The organism is Streptomyces sp. R302 (genome assembly GCF_012927245.1).
Classification (GTDB): domain Bacteria; phylum Actinomycetota; class Actinomycetes; order Streptomycetales; family Streptomycetaceae; genus Streptomyces.
The window spans coordinates 504,625-519,608 of the sequence record NZ_JABBGE010000006.1; the positions used below are offsets into that span (position 1 = coordinate 504,625).

Below are 14,984 nucleotides of genomic sequence, written 5' to 3' on the forward strand. Positions count from 1 at the left end.
CAACCAGGAGATCGCCCGGCGGCTGCACATCTCCCCGCGCACGGTGGAGAAGCACCTGGCGAGCCTCCTCGCGAAGACCGGCCGCGCGGACCGCGCGGCCCTCTGCGCCCTGTCCGCCGAGAGCGCCGAACAGGACTAGGGCCTGTCCGGCGGATCAGGGTCGGGTGGGCCGCGGCGTCTGGTGCGGTGCGTCGCAAGGCGCCGGAGCGCCTCGGACGGGGTCTCCCCTGATCGAGCGAAGCCGAGAGCTCGGGGAAGGAGCCATGGGGGCGTTTCGGCAACGCGGCGAGGTGCCGTGCCAGGCGTCGCGACCCCGGCCATGATCCGCCGGACAGGCCCCGAGCCGCCGGGGGCGCCGCACGGAACCGAGCCGCCGGGGCCCGGTATGGGGGCGGGGTATGGGGGACCGGGTCGGGCGGTGGTGGGGGACGGCGCGGGAATGTGGGGGTTCGGCGCGCGGGGATGGGGTGCCGTGCCGGGAGAGTACGGGTCCGGCACCGATGTGCGCCGGGCGGCGAGGCCCGAGCATCGAGGGACGACGACCGGCGTCGCCGGCTTCCCACCACCCCAGGGAGGGTCCGCTCCATGCCGCCACTCCACGCGCCCGCGCCCGACCCGGGCGCCGTCCGCTTCTCCGTCCTCGGACCGCTGTCGGCGCACCACGGCCCCCGGGAGCTGCCCCTCGGGCCGCTGAAGCAGCGGGTGGTGCTCGCCATGCTGCTCGGCAGCCCCAACACCCCGGTGTCCGTCGAGGCGTTGACGGACGCCGTCTGGCCGGAGGAGCCGCCGCGCACCGCGCGGAAGAACCTCCAGGTGTACGTCAGCGCGCTGCGTACGCTGCTGCCCCCGGAGCCCCCCGCTCCCGGGGGCGCCCGGGAGCGGATCGCGCACACCTCCGGCGGCTACGTGCTGCGCGTGGCCGAGGAAGAGCTGGACGCGCTGCGCTTCCGGTCCCTGGTGCGGGCCGCCGAGGGCCGGCCGCCCCGGACCGCCGCCCGGCTGCTGCGCCGGGCCCTCGACCTGTGGCAGGGGCCGCCGCTGGGTGGGCTGCGCCGGTCGCCGCGGCTCGCCGAGGAGGCCGAGCGGCTCGAACTGCGGCACCTGACGGTCTACGAGGACTGGGCCGAGGCCGAACTGGAGCTCGGCGGCGCGCCGGGGCTCGTCGAGGGGCTGCGCGACCTCGTCGAGCGGCATCCGCTGCGCGAACGGCTCAGAGCGGCCTGGATGTCGGCGCTGCACGGCGCCGGGCGGCAGGCCGAGGCGCTGGCCGTGTACGACGACTACCGCCAGCTGCTCGCCCGCGAGCTGGGCCTGGAGCCGGGCGGGGCGATGACCGCCCGCTACCGGGCGATCCTGACCGGCGCCGACACCGGCCGGACGGCGGGCGGCGGGACGCCGGGGGCCGCGCGCCGCGGTGCCGGGACGGTACTGCCGCCCGACATCGGCGACTTCACCGGGCACGACGAGGAACTCCGGGAGCTCCTCGACGCCCTCGCCGACGACGGCCGCGGCCCCGGCCACGGCGGGGCGGTCCTGCTCACCGGGCCCGCCGGCGCGGGCAAGACCGCCCTGGCGGTGCGGGCCGGGCATCTGCTCGCCGACCAGTTCGAGGACGGACGGTTCCTGGTGGCGATGCGGGACGCCGACGGCGTACGCCGCCCGCTCGACGCCGTCCTCGCCGAACTCGCCCTCCTGACCGGGGCGTCGGCGCCGGACCTGCCGCCCGCCGAGGCCTGGCGGGGGTGGCTCGCCGAACACCGGGCCCTGGTGGTCCTCGACGACGTGCCGGACGAGGAGTCCGTACGGCCCCTGATCTCCTGGGCCGGGCAGGGCCGGGTGCTGCTCACCGCGCGCGGCCGGCTCGGCGGCCTGGCGCCCGTGCACCGCGTCGACGTGCCGCCGCTCGAACCCGAGGGCGCCCTGGAACTGCTCGGCGGGATCGTCGGCCGGGCCCGCGTCCGCGCCGACCGGGAGGCCGCGCTGCGGATCGTCCGGGCCTGCGGCCTGCTGCCGCTGGCCGTCAGGGTGAGCGGGACCCGGCTCGCCGTGCTGCGGCACATGCCGCTGCGGGAGTTCGCGGACCGGCTGGCCGACCCCGCCGGGGTGCTCGACGAGCTGACGGCCGGGGACCTCTCCGTACGGCGGCGGCTCGGCCGGGACTGGGACGAACTGCCGCCGGGCGGCGGCCCGGACGCGGAACGGCTCGCCGCCCGCACGCCGGAGGGACCGTTCACCCTGCCGGAGGCGGCCGACGCGCTCGGCCTGGACGAGGGCTCCGCCCTCCGCGCGGTGGAGACCCTCATCGGCGCGGGGCTGCTGACCTCCCCCCGCAGTGAGGTCAGCGCGCACGCCGCGCTCTACGAACTCCCGCACCTGGTACGGCTCTACGCGCGGGAGCGGGCGGCCCAGGACGAGACCGGAGCCGTACGGAGCCCGCTGCTCACCCAGGGGTGACCGGACCGAGGGGCGCGCCCGCCGGCTGGACGGCACCACCGGATCCCTCGGGCCCCTCGGGTCCGCCGGGCTCGCCGGGCTCGTCGGTCCCCTCCGCGCTGAGCGTGTCGAGGTCGGTGCGCAGGCGGCGGCTCACCAGGAGGGCCAGGAGCATCACGGCGAGGGGTGCGGCGAGGACCAGCGAGGCGGTCTCGGCCCCGGACCCGGAGATGAGGAAGCCGGTCGCGCCCGGTCCGGCCCAGGCGATCGAGACGGCGAGCATGGTCGTGGCGGTGGAGATGCGGCCCTGGAGGTGGGCCGGGGAGTCCAGCATCACGGAGAGCGAGACCAGCGCCCCGATCAGGGGCAGCGCGAAGACCAGGGCGAAGACGGCGAGGACCGTGACGACCTGGTGGCCGGTGGCGGTGAGGGGGATGAGGAACAGCCAGGTCCCGCAGACGGTGCCGATCACCGCCGACGGGCGCAGCCGCCGCAGCACCCACCCGGCGCAGAAGCCGCCCGCGATGCCGCCGAGTCCGGCGGCGGTGAGGACCACGCCCGCGGAGACGGGCCGGGCACCGAGCTCCGAGGCCTCGACGGCGGCGAGGAGTTCGACGGCGCGGCCGAGCAGGTTGAGGTAGGCGACGAAGCCGATGAGCACGAGGAGCGGCCGGCGGCGCAGCACCCACCGGATGCCGCGGGTCAGTTCGCCGCCCGTGTTCCGCAGGCCGCGGGGTTTCGCGGGGCCTGCGGGCGCCGGGGGCGACTCGTACCGGATGCGGGAGACGAGCCCGAAGGAGAGCAGGTACGACAGGCCGTCGAGGAGGAAGACGAGGGGGGCGCCGAAGCCCAGCAGGACGCCGCCGAGCGGGGGCCCGGCGGCGATGGCCATGTTGGTGCGGACGATGTTGGTGGTGACCGCCTCGCGCCGGCGCCCCCGGGGCACGATCTGGCGGATCACCCCGCCCTCGGCCGGGGAGAACACGGTCGACAGGACGGCGGTGAGCGCCCCCGTCACCATGGCCAGGGCGGTACCGAAGCGTCCCGTGGCGAGCGCCAGGGCCAGGATCAGGGCGAGGACCGCGCGCGCCGCGTCGCAGAACATCATCAGCCGCCGGCGGTCGACGGTGTCCGCGATGAGTCCGCCGGGCAGTTTGGCGATCAGCTCGGCGATGCCGATGGCGGTGGCCACGAGGCCCGCGTCGACCGGGGAGTGCGTCGTGACCAGGATCGCCATCGGCAGGGCGAGCGCGGCCATCTCCCCGGCCGTGCAGGAGAGGGCCTGGCTCGTCCACAGCAGTGTGAAGTTCCGGTTGATCATGGGATCTTCTCCGGTTCGGGGCGGCGCGCGGCGCGGGCGCGGGGGTCAGTCCGTGCGCGGCTTGACGACGGCGTAGAGGCCCTTGGTGTGGACGGTCTCGTCGACGGTGTCCGCGAGGGTGCCGGAGATGTGCAGTCCGTGGCGGGCGACGAGCCGCAGGCCCGCGGCGTCGAGGAGCTCGGCGAGCCGGTCCTGGCCGTGGTGGGACTGGTGGTGGTCGACGGTGTCGCGGCTCCACCGCCCGGGGTCGCCGGGCAGCTCGCGGAAGACGTCCATGGTGAGCCGGTAGCGGCCGTGCGCGTCCAGGTGCCGGCCGCGGAGGAGGGCGTGCAGGCCGTCGTCCTCCATGATGTGCGGCTCGGTCATCAGGTCGTACCCGTGGGAGGTGTTGGCGTCGAAGACGAGCACCGCGCCGGGGGCCATGACGGCCGACAGGGCGGCGAAGGCCTCCGCCAAGTGGTCGGGCTCGACGAGGTAGTTGACGATGTCGCTCATGCAGAGCACGACGTCGTACGGGCCTTCGCCGGGCGCGGGGTGCCGGATGTCGTGGACGTGGAAGTCGACGCCGGAGTCCGCGTGCCGGGTCCGGGCGATGTCGATCATCGAGGAGCTGATGTCGAAGCCGGTGACCCGGTAGCCGCGGTGGGCGAAGAGGACGCTGCTCCGGCCGGTGCCGCAGCCGGCGTCGAGGAGCCGGCGGCCGGGCGGGTCGGCCCGCTTGATCAGGTCCTCCAGGACGCCGGCGAAGACCTCGTAGTCGTCATGGCGGGTGAGCGAGTCGTAGAAGGGCGCGGTCAGGTCGTAGGCGACGGCGGCGTGGTCGTCGGGCGTGGTGGTGGCCACGGTGCGGTTCCTTCCGTGCGGTCGGGCGGGACTTCGGAGGGGCGACGGCCCGACGGGGGCCGTGCGCCCGCGCGGGGTCCGGGCCGGGTCCGGGCCGGGTCCGGGCCGGGTCAGCAGCAGGGACCGGGAGGTCGGCGAGCGGGGTCAGCGGCAGAGACCGGGAGGTCGGCGAGCGGAGTCAGGGGCAGGTACCGGGAGGTCAGCGAAGGGGTCCGGGCGATCGGGGGCGGGTCAGCGGCAGGGCCGGGAGATCGGAGGGCGAGTCAGCGGCCGCGGCCGGCAGGTCGGCGAGCGGGTCAGCGGCCGCGGCCGGCAGGTCGGCGAGCGGGGTCAGGGGCCGGGAGGTCGGCGGGCGGGGTCAGGGGCCGGGAGGTCGGCGGGCGGGGTCAGGGGCAGGGGCCAGGAGATCGGAGGGCGGGTCAGTGGCAGGCGTCCTCGACGGCCTGTGTGGCGGACGACTCGCTTTTGCTCTGGTCGAGTTCGTCCGCCATCCGTGTGGCGCGGGCGGAGAGCGTGTGGTCCGCGGCGGCGGCCCGGAGCTGGTCATCGCCGCGCGCGCGGTCGAGCGGGGCGGCGACCCCGGCGCGCAGGCAGGCGGCGGCGAGGACGCGCTGTTCGCCGCCGTTCGGCGAGACGAGCAGCGGACGCCGGTGGCGCAGCGTGCCGAGCACGGGCGCGCTGGTGCCGTTGGTGACGACGAGGCCCGCGCGGTCGAGGAAGGGGCCCATCCACGGCCGGCGTACGACGGTGATGTCGGCGGTGCCGGTGGCGGTGCTGTCATCGGCGCCGGCGGGGTCGTACGGGGTGAGGGCCGGGTCGCCGTGGCGGCCGGTCTCGCTGCGGCCGGTCTCCACGAGCGCCTGGAACTCCCCGCCGGTGAAGGTCCGCCGGATCCAGGGCCACAGGCTCTCGCCGCCGAAGACGCGGCCGAGGTGGACGTACACCACGGGTTTGCCGGTCCGGTCCAGGCGCGCCCGGATCCCCGCGACGGCGGCCTCGTCGGCCGGCGGCTCCCACCAGCACGGGCCCACATGCCGTACGCCCTCCGGCAGTTCGGCACCGGGCGGCTCCAGGCCGGGGTGGCCGCGCAGCAGGAACCGGGTGCCGAGCAGCGCCCGCCGCCCGTCGGGTCCGGTGCCGGGCAGGCCGAGTCCGGCGCGCAGCGTCCGGTACACGTCGAGGGCGCCGTCGAGGCGCCAGCCGCGGTCCTCTGCGTCGTCCGGCCCCGGTCCTTCGCGGTGCGGCCACAGGTGGCAGGCGAGGCCGAGGACGACGACGGGCAGGTCCAGCGTCTCGGCGGCGGCGAGCGCGCCGACGCAGAGCACCGAGGTCACGAGGACGTCGGGCCGGGCGGTCCTGGCGGCCTGGAGGATGCGGTGGTACTGGCCCTCCCCGGACCGGAACCACCGGCTGACGGCGAACGCCTCGCCCGGTTCGAGGACGTCGAGGCCCGCACGCTCCGCCGCCCGGGCGGCCGGCCCGGTGGACAGCAGGGTGACGGTGTGTCCCCTGCGGTGCGCCTCCAGGGCGACGGCCGTCGCCGGGTACAGGTATCCGGGGTCGGACAGCGGGCAGAACAGCGCCCTCACGGCGCACCCGCCGTCACCGCGCACCCGCCGGTTCCGGGGCCGTACCGACGGCGGAGTCCGTGCGGCGGCGGCGCTCGCGCAGCAGTTCCATGAGGCCGACGGCGATCCGGTCGGCGAAGCGGGCGGTGCCCGAGCCGGATTCCCCGGCGGCGAACTCGGAGCAGCTGACCCAGGCGTGGTCCGGGTAGTCGGTGTAGCCCTCGTCGAGGGTGCCGACCTCGTAGCCGGGCTTGCCGATCGTCTCCCAGCAGCTGTAGAGGGTGCCGTCGGCGTTGACGACCGCGCCGGTCGTCCCGTCCCGTTCGGTGCAGAAGCCGCAGGCGCCCCGGCCGGGCCAGCCGACCTCGAAGCCGAGGTCGAGGGCGGTGGCGTAGCCGCGCAGCACGGCGGTGAGCTCGGCGTCCGTGTTGCCGATGCCGGCGTCGTACAGGCCCGCGTAGTTGAGGACGGGCGCGACGTCGAAGACGCAGCGGGAGGCGTCGAGGCGCTCGGCGAGGTGCGCGGCGAGCTCCGGCAGCCGGGGCAGTACCTCGGCCGTGGTGTTGACCCGGAGGGTGAAGCGCAGGTCGGTGGTCCGCTGGGCGGCGGCGAGGTTGTCGAGGATCCGGTCGAAGGTGCCGCGGCCCGCGCGGGTGGTGCGCAGTCCGTCGTGCAGGTCGCGCGGCCCGTCGAGGGTGATCTGCGCGGAGCGCAGGCCGAGGGCGCCGAGGTCGCGGGCGACGGTCGGGGTGAGGAGCACACCGTTGGTGACCATCGAGGCGGTGAGCGGCGCGAGCCGGCCGAGGCGGGTGAGGAGCGCGCGGCAGGCGGCGGGGTTGAGGAGCGGTTCGCCGCCGAAGAGCAGGACGAACAGCCGGTCGAGTCCGGCCTGTCGCATCTTGCCGCCGGTGAAGTCCGCGATCCGTTCGATCGTCGTGTCGTCGAGGACGGCGCGCGGGATGCGGGGCGGGTCGAAGCGGCCGGGGGCGGCCGGCGCGGTGTTCTGGAAGCAGTAGGGGCAGCCGAGGTTGCAGTCGGTGGCCGTGACGACCGTCAGGCTGTAGCGGCTGCGGGGGCGCTGCTCGGCGATGCCGGCGCGGGCGACCTCGGCGCGCCCCTGCTCGGTCAGCCGGCCGTCCACCGCGTACGCGAACGGCAGCAGCAGGGTCCCGCCGGCGCCCTGGCACCACACTCCGGACTGTCCCTGAAGGACGCGCAGGGTCATGTCCATCTCCTCATCTCCGGGGGCTACGGGGGACGAGGCCGGCCCGTCGGGGGTGACCCCCACCGGGCCGGCCTGATCAAGGGTGCCGCAGGCGTCAGGCCTGGACTTCCTTGTCGTAGACACCGCAGATGATCTCGGCGGCGTCGTCGAACGCCTCCGGGGCGGTGGCGTTCTCGCCGACCATGCTGTGGGCCTCGACCTCGGGGGTCTCCTCGGTCGGCTGCGTGTTCTCGGACATGGCTGTCTCCATCCGTCGAGAGTCGTCGGGCGTGTGCGCTTCGGTCGGCGGCGGGCTCTCGCCTGCCGTCGCCGAGAAAGTTAGGACGGCCGGCCCCGGGGACGCCCCGGCGTCGGTATGGCCTCGGTATGGCGGCAGCGCACGGGGCCGCCGGAGCACGTCCGGCCGCCCTCCGCGGCCCCGCGGAACCTCGCCGGCCTGCGGACATACCGAAGGCGAACCGTTCCCGGGGCGGCTCCCTACCGCCCCGCGCGAGGCTGGGCGGGCCCCCGCGGGCGGCCCGTCCACGGCCTTCACGCCCTGTCACGGCCCCGCGGGCCCACGTCGCCGAGGGAGGCCCGATGGAACTCGCCGAACTGATCGGCCTGCGTCCCGTGCCCGCCGCCGGGCTGCTGCTCACGCTCACCCGGCGCTGCCCGCTGCGCTGCGCGCACTGCTCGACCGGCTCCGCGCCCGAGACCCGTGAGCGCCCCGAGCCGGGCCTGCTGCGGCGCTTCGTCGGCTCCTTCGGCCCGGCGGACCGGCCCGAGGTCATGATGCTGACGGGTGGCGAACCCCTCCTCCTCCCCCGCCTCGTGGCCGACCTCAGTGCGTCCGCGCGCGCGGCGGGGACCCGTACGGCGGTGCTCAGCGGCATGTTCTTCGCCCGCGCGGGCGCGACGCGTTCACGGCCCGGGCCCTCCGGGTCCGGGTCCCGTGTCGTGCCGGCCTCCGTGCTGCGGGCGCTCACGGCGGTGGACCACTTCTCGGCCAGCCTGGACGTGCACCACGAGCGGGAGGTGCCGCGCTCCGCCGTCTTCCGCGCGCTGCGGGAGATCCGGGAGGCGGGAACGGCCGTCAGCCTCCACCTCACCGGGGACGGCCCCGACGACCCGTACCTCGCCGACGTCACCCGCGCGATCGACCGGGAGTTCGACGGTACGGTCCCGGCGCTGGTCAACGAGGTGCGCGCGGTCGGCCGGGCGGCGTCCTGGGCGGGTCCCGTCCGGTACGCGGCAGCCGCGCCCTCGGCGCCCTGCGCGATGGCGGCCTGGCCGGTGGTGGCCTTCGACGGCACGGTCCTCGCCTGCTGCAACCAGGACGTCGTGGACCGGCGCCCCGCCCCCGCCCATCTGACGCTCGGTCACCTCGCGGACGACGACTGGGCCTCCGTACGCGCCCGCACCCTGGGCTCACCGCTGCTCCGCCTCGTCCGCGCGATGGGCGCCCCCGCCCTGCGCGAGCGCTATCTGCCGGACGCGGGCCCTGCCGCCTCCCCCTGCGCGGAGTGCCGGGGTTTCGCCGACCGCCCCGAGGCGACCGCCGGCGCGGCGGCCGGCGCCTCCGGCGCGGCGGGCGCGCTCCTCGACCTCACGGTCGCCCGGCGGCGCGCCGACCTGGGCCCGGTGGAACTCGTACGCCACTACGGCTGCGCCCCCTACGCCCCCTGGGTACTCCCCCGGGCCTCCCGAACCACCGCGCCCGGCCTTCCCCGTACCTCCGCGAAGGGCCCCACGACGGCGGAGGTCTTCCTGTGACCGGCGCGGACACCGTGCTCCCGCCGTCCGCCTCGGACCGGCTGCGGGCCCGGCTCGCGGTCGCCGAGCCGGCGTTGCGGGCGGCGGCGGGCGGGCTGTGGCGGCCGGAGGGGATCCGGGAGCGGTACCCCGCCTACCTGGGTGCCATGCACACCGTCATCCGCGCCTCCGTCCCGCTGCTGCGGCGGGCCGCCGGGCGGGCCCGCGTGCTGGCCGCGGAGGGCGATCCGCTCGGCGGGCCGCTCGCCGACCACCTGGAGCACCACGCCCGGGAGGAGGAGGGGCACGACGCCTGGCTGCTCCAGGACCTGGCGGCCGCCGGGGAGGACCCGGGTGCCGTCCTCGGCTCCGTACCGCCTCCGGACGCCGCCGCGCTGGCCGGCGCCCAGTACTACTGGATCGAGCACCACCATCCGGTGGCCCTCCTCGGCTACGTGACCGTCCTGGAGGGCCACGCCCCCGAGCCGGACCTCGTCCCGTACCTCGCCGCGCGCACCGGCCTGCCGGCCGCGGCGTTCCGTACCGTCCGCGCCCACGCCCGGCTCGACACCGGGCACGTGGCCGAGGTGTACGCCCTCCTCGACGCCCTGCCGCTCGGCCGTGCGCACGAGTCCGCCGTGACCGTCAGCGCACTGCACACCCTGGACGCGCTCACCCGGTTGTTCGTCCGGCTCGGGCGCCCCGCCCCGGCGGTCGCGCCGGGGCGGGAGACCGGACGGTCCGCTCCGACGAGAGGTCTTCCATGAGAGAGCCACCCGACATGCTCGACACGCTGTACCGCGCGGGCTTCGCCGTCGATCTGCTCACCGAGGAGCAGCGACAGGTGCTGACCGAGCTGACGCCCGAGGAACTCGCCGTCCTGCTGGACGTCAAGAACCGGCTCGACGCGCTGGGTCCCGAGGTCGAGGCCCACGGCGAGTTCGCCGGCGGCGCCCTGTTCTGACACGCGCGATGCGAGACGCGAGACGCGTCACGGTGTCCGTCTGAGTCGGTCGAAACTGGTAGCCGGTATTTGGATCCAACATGCGATATCCGATATCCGATATCCGATATCCGAATTCGGTACTCGGTATCCAGTAACCGGTTTCCCCGACCCGTCGGACGGCCCGTGCCCACCCCGCCCCACCGGCCGGTGCGCGGCCCCCTCGACGGCGGGTCGCGCACCGGCCCCGACGGGCCCCGCCGGAAGGAAGACCCGATGCCCTGCCCGACCTGCCGTCAGGCCCTGCCTCCCGAGGCCAGGTTCTGCGCGTACTGCGGGACCGCCCGGCCCGCGCCCCTGATGGGCGCCGAGGACGAGCGCAAGCCGGTGACGGTGCTCTTCTGCGACCTCGTCGGTTCCACGGCGCTCTCCGGGACGCTCGATCCCGAGACGCTGCGCGTGGTCACCCTGCGGTACTTCGGGCTGATGAGCGAGCAGATCGAGGTGCGGGGCGGCACCCCGGAGAAGTTCATCGGGGACGCGGTGATGGCGGTGTTCGGGGTGCCCACGGTGCAGGAGGACGACGCCCGCCGGGCGCTCGGCGCGGCCCTCGGCATGCGGGAGGCGCTCGCGGGCCTCAACGCCGAGCTGGAGGCGACGCTCGGGATCCGGCTGAGCATCCGCATCGGCGTCAACACCGGCCAGGTCGTCGCCGCCGCCCGGTCCACCGCCCGGCAGGCGCTGGTGTCGGGCGAGACGGTCAACGTCGCTGCCCGGCTCGAACAGAACGCGGCGCCCGGCGAGATCCTCGTCGGCCCGGAGACCCTCCTCGCGGCGGGCCCCACGGCGGTCGTCGAGGAGGTCGGCCCGCTCGCGCTGCACGGCAAGACCGAGCCGGTGCGGGCCCACCGGCTCCTCGCCCTCGGCACGGACGACCCCGAGCTGCTGCGCCGCTTCGACGTCCCCTTCATCGGCCGCGAGGCCGAACGGGCCGCCCTCGACCGGGCCCTCGACGGCACCGAGGACGGCGCCGCGGCGCTGCTCCTCGTCGGCGAGGCGGGGGTCGGGAAGACCCGGCTGGTACGCGAGTGGCGCGACGCCCGGCTCACCCGCGGCCCGCTCGCCCACGGCTCCGGCCGCTGCCGCAGCTACGGCGAGCACGGCAGCCTGACCCCCCTGGCGGACGCGGTCCGCGAGATCCTGACGACGCCGCCCGTGACGCCCGTAACACCCGCGACACCCGTGACGCCGACGCCACCGGAACCGCCGGGGCCGGACGGTCCCCCGCGCGACGCGCTCGCCCTGCTCCGGAACGGTCTGTTGCGGGACGGGACGCCGAACGCGCCGTTGGAGGACCTGTGTGCGGCGCTGGCCGTGGTGTTGCGGTGGGCGGCGCGGAGCCGGCCGGTGCTGTTGGTGCTCGACGACTGGCAGTGGGCGGCGCCCCTGCTCGTACGGACCCTGGACCGGGTGCACGCGCTGCTGGGCCGTACCCGTGTCCTGACGGTCCGTCTGGTGCGGCCCGACGGTGCCGCACCGCCGGTCGGGCAGCAGGGGGACCGGGTGGAGACGCTGCGGCTTTCGGGGCTGCCCGGGCCCGAGACGGCGCTGCTGGCACGGGAGTTGGTCGGCGTGGACGCGACGCCTCCGTCGCCGGAGCTGTTCGCGCGGGCCGAGGGCAATCCGCTGTTCCTGGAGCAGCTGTTGGTGCCGCAGGGGGCGGCGGCGGAGGCGGAGCGGTATCTGCCGCCGACGCTCCAGGCGTTGCTCGGGGCGAGGATCGGCGCGCTCGACCCGGTCGAGCGGGCCGTGCTCGACCTGGCGTCGGTGGTCGGGCGGGAGTTCACCAGCGCCGACCTGGTCCGGCTGCACGCGAGGGCGCGGGCCGCCGCGGGGGCGCCGGCGGATGGCCCGGCCGGTGGCGCGGACGTCGACGGCGGGGTGGTCGGGACACTGGCCCGGCTCGGGCGGCGGCGGCTCGTCGAGCCGTCCCCGGGGAAGCCGGGGCTGCACCGTTTCAGCGGCGGTCTGGTCCACGAGGTGGCGTACGCCTCGCTGTCCAAGCGCGCCAAGGCGGACCGGCACGAGTGGGCCGCCGGGCTGCCGAGCGTCCTCGCCGCCGGGCCGGGCGCGGTCGGCGGCCATCTGGAGCGCGCCCACCACTACCGGGTGGAGCTCGGCCTGCTCGACGAGCGGACCGCGCGGCTCGGGGAGCGGGCCGCGGAGGCGCTCGGCGAGGCGGGGGCGCAGGCGCTGTCCCGGTCCGACCTGCACTGGGCGGAGAGCCTGTTGCGCCGGGCGGTGGAGCTGCTCGCGCCCGGCGCGCCGGCCCGGCTGTCCGCGCTGCGCCGGCTCGGCGAGGTGCGTGTGGCCCAGGGGCAGGCGGAGGAGGGCGCCGCGCTGCTGCGGGAGGTGCTCGACGCGGACGGCCCGGCGGCCGAGTCCGCGCACGCCCGGCTCGCGCTCGCGGTGCTCGATCCGGCGGGCGGCGGGGTGGTGGCGACGGCCCGCCGGGTGCTGCCGGTCTTCGAGGCGGCGGCGGACTCCGTCGGCCAGGCCCGGGCCCGGCTGCGGCTGGCCCAGCAGCTGCAGCACGCCGGCCGGCACGAGGAGGCCGACCGCGATCTCGTACGGGCCCTCGCGCATGCGGCGGAGGCGGAGGCGGAGCCGGAGCGGGCCGCGACGCTCGGCGCGATCGGCGTCTCGCTGTGGCGCGGCCCCGAGCCGGTGGAGACGGCGCTGTCCCGGTGCCGGGCGCTCCTCGCCGAGCACGGCACCGGCCGGCCGACCGTGCGCGTCACCCTGAACTGCCCGCTGGCGGTGTTGTACGCCCTCCGGGGCCGCCCCGCCGACGCGCGGGCGGCGCTCGCGGAGGCAGAGCGGCTGGCGGCGGAGCTCGACTACGCGGAGGTGGGGGTGTTCCTGCCGGTCTTCCGGGCCACGGCGGAGGCGCTGCTCGGCCACCGGGGGCGGGCGCTGGCCCTGCTCGGGGAGGCCGACACGACGGCGGCCGCCCTGGGGGCGGCCGGTTTCCGCCAGGCCATCGCCCTGGACGCGGCCCGGCTCGCCCTGGACATGAACCGGCGGGTGTCGGCCGAGCGCTGGCTCGCCGGTCTGGCGGACGCGCGGCGGCTGCCGCGCGCGGACGTCGTGGAGCTGGCCGGGCTCCGGGCCCGGCTCGCGGCCCGCGGCGGCGACGCCGAGGAGGCCCGGCGGCAGGCGGACACGGCCGTGCGGACCGCCGAACTCACCGACTCCCCCCTGGTCAGGGCCACCGCGGCGCTTGACCGGGCCCGCACCCTGGCGGCCCTCGGGCTGCCGGGTGAGGCGGGGCAGGCCGCGTGGTCGGCGGTGGAGCGGTTCACGGACAAGGGCCACGCGCGCGGTGCGCGCGAGGCGCGACGCTTCCTGGCGGGCCTCACGGGCGCCGGGACGGACGAGAGGAGCCGGCGCCCATGACGACGGCCGACACGGCGCGGGGCGGCGGCCTCACCTGGAGCCTGCGGGGCCGCGGCCCCGACGACGTACCGGTGGAGGCGGACCTCGGTCCGGCGCCGGCCGGTCCGGCGGAGGTGACCGGCACGGGCCGGGGGGTGCGGGTCTGCGTCGTCGACTCCGGCGTCGAACGCGACCACCCGGACGTCGGCCCCGTGCAGGGCTCCTGGGTGGTGGTGAAGGACCCGGAGGGCGACACCACGGAGGTCAGGCCCACGGACACCGGGGACAGCTGCGGCCACGGCACCGCGTGCGCGGGGATCATCCGGCGCACGGCGCCGGAGTGCGAGCTGTACAGCGTCCGGGTCCTGGGCGAGCGCTTCTCCGGTACGGGCGACGTGCTGCTCGCCGGCCTGCGATGGGCCGTCGAGCAGGGCTTCGACCTGGTGAACCTGAGCCTGTCGACCACCCGGGCGCGCTTCGCCGAGGAGCTCCACCAGCTGGCCGACCACGCCTACTTCTCCCGGACGGTGATCGTCGCCTCCGCGCACAACTCGCCCGTGGAGAGCTTCCCCTGGCGGTTCGCCTCGGTCGTCTCCGTCGGCAGCCACCAGGAGGACGACCCGGGCCTGCACCTCTACAACCCCTCGCCGCCGGTGGAGTTCTTCGCCCCGGGGCAGAACGTGACCGTCCCGTGGCTGGGCGGCGGTTCCATCCGCACCACCGGGAACAGCTTCGCGACCCCGTACATCACCGGGCTGTGCGCCCGCATCCTCTCGGCCCATCCGAGGATGACGGCCTTCCAGCTCAAGAACGCCCTGTACCTCTCCGCGGCCAATGTGCGCACGGCGCCGCGGGGTCCCGTCCCGGCAGAAGAGGCCCGCCATGAACACTCGCACTGATCCCCCGCTGGACGCGCTGCGCCGCGATCTGCTCCAGTCCGTGGTCGACGTCGCCCGGGCCATCTTCGGCGCGGCGGCCGGCTCGGTGTTCCTGCTCGACGAGGACGCCGACGAGCTGGTCTTCCAGGCGGTCTCCGGCCAGGGCGAGGAGTTCCTGGTGGGGCGCCGCTTCCCGGCCGGCCGGGGCATCGCCGGCTGGGTGGCGGCCTCCGGGGAGCCGATGGTGGTGGACGACCTGGCCACCAGCGCCTCCTTCGACCGGGAGCTGGCCGAGTCCACCGCGTACGTGCCGAACGCGCTGATGGCCGCGCCGCTGATCAGCGACGGCCGGGTGCTGGGCGTCCTGGAGGTCCTCGACCCGTCGCCGCAGGCGCGCTCCGGGCTCCAGGAGCTGGACCTGCTCGCGATGTTCGCCCGCCAGGCCGCCGCCGCCCTGCGCATGGCCGCCCTCGCCGACGGCGCGTACGCCTCCCGGACCGACGCCGCCGAGCGCGCGCCCGCCCTCGGCGCGGGCCATCGCGCCGACGCCCTGCGCCTCCTGGGCGACCTGGAGCGCCTTCTGCGCGCGCCCTCCTGACGG

12 protein-coding genes are annotated in these 14,984 nt (G+C 76.4%); 7 read left to right on the plus strand and 5 right to left on the minus strand.

The annotated features are described in order from the left end of the window. Window positions 1-585: 585 nt before the first annotated feature. On the plus strand, window positions 586-2,454 hold the full coding sequence (locus HHL19_RS21345; protein WP_169091878.1) for an AfsR/SARP family transcriptional regulator: 1,869 nt from the start codon (window positions 586-588) through the stop codon (window positions 2,452-2,454). Here the strand turns inward: HHL19_RS21345 and HHL19_RS21350 are convergent. From HHL19_RS21350 to HHL19_RS21370, 5 genes are all read right to left on the minus strand, one after another. Then, window positions 2,441-3,754 carry an MFS transporter gene (locus HHL19_RS21350; protein WP_169091879.1) on the minus strand — a complete coding sequence of 438 codons (1,314 nt, stop codon included), beginning with the start codon at window positions 3,752-3,754 and terminating at the stop codon, window positions 2,441-2,443. The two genes, HHL19_RS21345 and HHL19_RS21350, sit on opposite strands and share 14 nt — an antisense overlap. A gap of 45 nt (window positions 3,755-3,799) precedes the next feature. Further along, window positions 3,800-4,597, minus strand: coding sequence for a class I SAM-dependent methyltransferase (locus tag HHL19_RS21355; RefSeq protein WP_169091880.1), 798 nt, complete (start codon window positions 4,595-4,597; stop codon window positions 3,800-3,802). Window positions 4,598-5,016: 419 nt separating this feature from the next. After that, the gene (locus tag HHL19_RS21360; protein WP_169091881.1) at window positions 5,017-6,186 is read right to left on the minus strand and encodes a glycosyltransferase; all 1,170 of its coding nucleotides are present in this window, start codon (window positions 6,184-6,186) and stop codon (window positions 5,017-5,019) included. 13 nt (window positions 6,187-6,199) lie between these two features. After that, on the minus strand, window positions 6,200-7,390 hold the full coding sequence (locus HHL19_RS21365; RefSeq protein ID WP_169091882.1) for a radical SAM protein: 1,191 nt from the start codon (window positions 7,388-7,390) through the stop codon (window positions 6,200-6,202). A 94-nt stretch (window positions 7,391-7,484) separates the two neighbouring features. Then, the gene (locus HHL19_RS21370; RefSeq protein ID WP_169091883.1) at window positions 7,485-7,628 is read right to left on the minus strand and encodes a hypothetical protein; all 144 of its coding nucleotides are present in this window, start codon (window positions 7,626-7,628) and stop codon (window positions 7,485-7,487) included. A gap of 341 nt (window positions 7,629-7,969) precedes the next feature. Between HHL19_RS21370 and HHL19_RS21375 the strand changes: the two genes are divergently transcribed. The 6 genes from HHL19_RS21375 to HHL19_RS21400 all read left to right on the plus strand — a co-directional run bounded on the left by HHL19_RS21375 (window position 7,970) and on the right by HHL19_RS21400 (window position 14,981). Further along, window positions 7,970-9,145, plus strand: coding sequence for a radical SAM protein (locus tag HHL19_RS21375; protein WP_169091884.1), 1,176 nt, complete (start codon window positions 7,970-7,972; stop codon window positions 9,143-9,145). A 14-nt stretch (window positions 9,146-9,159) separates the two neighbouring features. After that, a complete protein-coding gene (locus tag HHL19_RS21380) occupies window positions 9,160-9,891 on the plus strand; it encodes an iron-containing redox enzyme family protein (protein ID WP_169091991.1) in 732 nt (243 codons plus the stop codon). Beyond that, window positions 9,888-10,088 (plus strand): aroma-sacti cluster domain-containing protein, encoded by a 201-nt coding sequence (locus HHL19_RS21385; protein WP_169091885.1) that lies wholly within the window; start codon window positions 9,888-9,890, stop codon window positions 10,086-10,088. The genes HHL19_RS21380 and HHL19_RS21385 overlap by 4 nt, the downstream gene beginning before the upstream one ends. A 255-nt stretch (window positions 10,089-10,343) precedes the next feature. Continuing rightward, window positions 10,344-13,526 carry an adenylate/guanylate cyclase domain-containing protein gene (locus tag HHL19_RS21390; protein WP_169091886.1) on the plus strand — a complete coding sequence of 1,061 codons (3,183 nt, stop codon included), beginning with the start codon at window positions 10,344-10,346 and terminating at the stop codon, window positions 13,524-13,526. Next, window positions 13,523-14,404, plus strand: a complete 882-nt coding sequence (locus HHL19_RS21395) for a S8 family serine peptidase (RefSeq protein WP_169091887.1) — start codon at window positions 13,523-13,525, stop codon at window positions 14,402-14,404. Before HHL19_RS21390 ends, HHL19_RS21395 begins: the two co-directional genes overlap by 4 nt. After that, entirely contained in the window at window positions 14,388-14,981 is a 594-nt protein-coding gene (locus tag HHL19_RS21400; RefSeq protein WP_169091888.1) for a GAF domain-containing protein, read from the plus strand. Before HHL19_RS21395 ends, HHL19_RS21400 begins: the two co-directional genes overlap by 17 nt. The last annotated feature ends 3 nt before the right edge of the window (window positions 14,982-14,984 follow it).

Coding starts and splice junctions, on each gene's coding strand:
- HHL19_RS21370 (WP_169091883.1), bottom strand. CDS start 7,628: ATGTCCGAGAACACGCAGCCGACCGAGGAGACCCCCGAGGTCGAGGCC.
- HHL19_RS21400 (WP_169091888.1), top strand. CDS start 14,388: ATGAACACTCGCACTGATCCCCCGCTGGACGCGCTGCGCCGCGATCTG.
- HHL19_RS21395 (WP_169091887.1), top strand. CDS start 13,523: ATGACGACGGCCGACACGGCGCGGGGCGGCGGCCTCACCTGGAGCCTG.
- HHL19_RS21345 (WP_169091878.1), top strand. CDS start 586: ATGCCGCCACTCCACGCGCCCGCGCCCGACCCGGGCGCCGTCCGCTTC.
- HHL19_RS21375 (WP_169091884.1), top strand. CDS start 7,970: ATGGAACTCGCCGAACTGATCGGCCTGCGTCCCGTGCCCGCCGCCGGG.
- HHL19_RS21385 (WP_169091885.1), top strand. CDS start 9,888: ATGAGAGAGCCACCCGACATGCTCGACACGCTGTACCGCGCGGGCTTC.
- HHL19_RS21365 (WP_169091882.1), bottom strand. CDS start 7,390: ATGACCCTGCGCGTCCTTCAGGGACAGTCCGGAGTGTGGTGCCAGGGC.
- HHL19_RS21350 (WP_169091879.1), bottom strand. CDS start 3,754: ATGATCAACCGGAACTTCACACTGCTGTGGACGAGCCAGGCCCTCTCC.
- HHL19_RS21390 (WP_169091886.1), top strand. CDS start 10,344: ATGCCCTGCCCGACCTGCCGTCAGGCCCTGCCTCCCGAGGCCAGGTTC.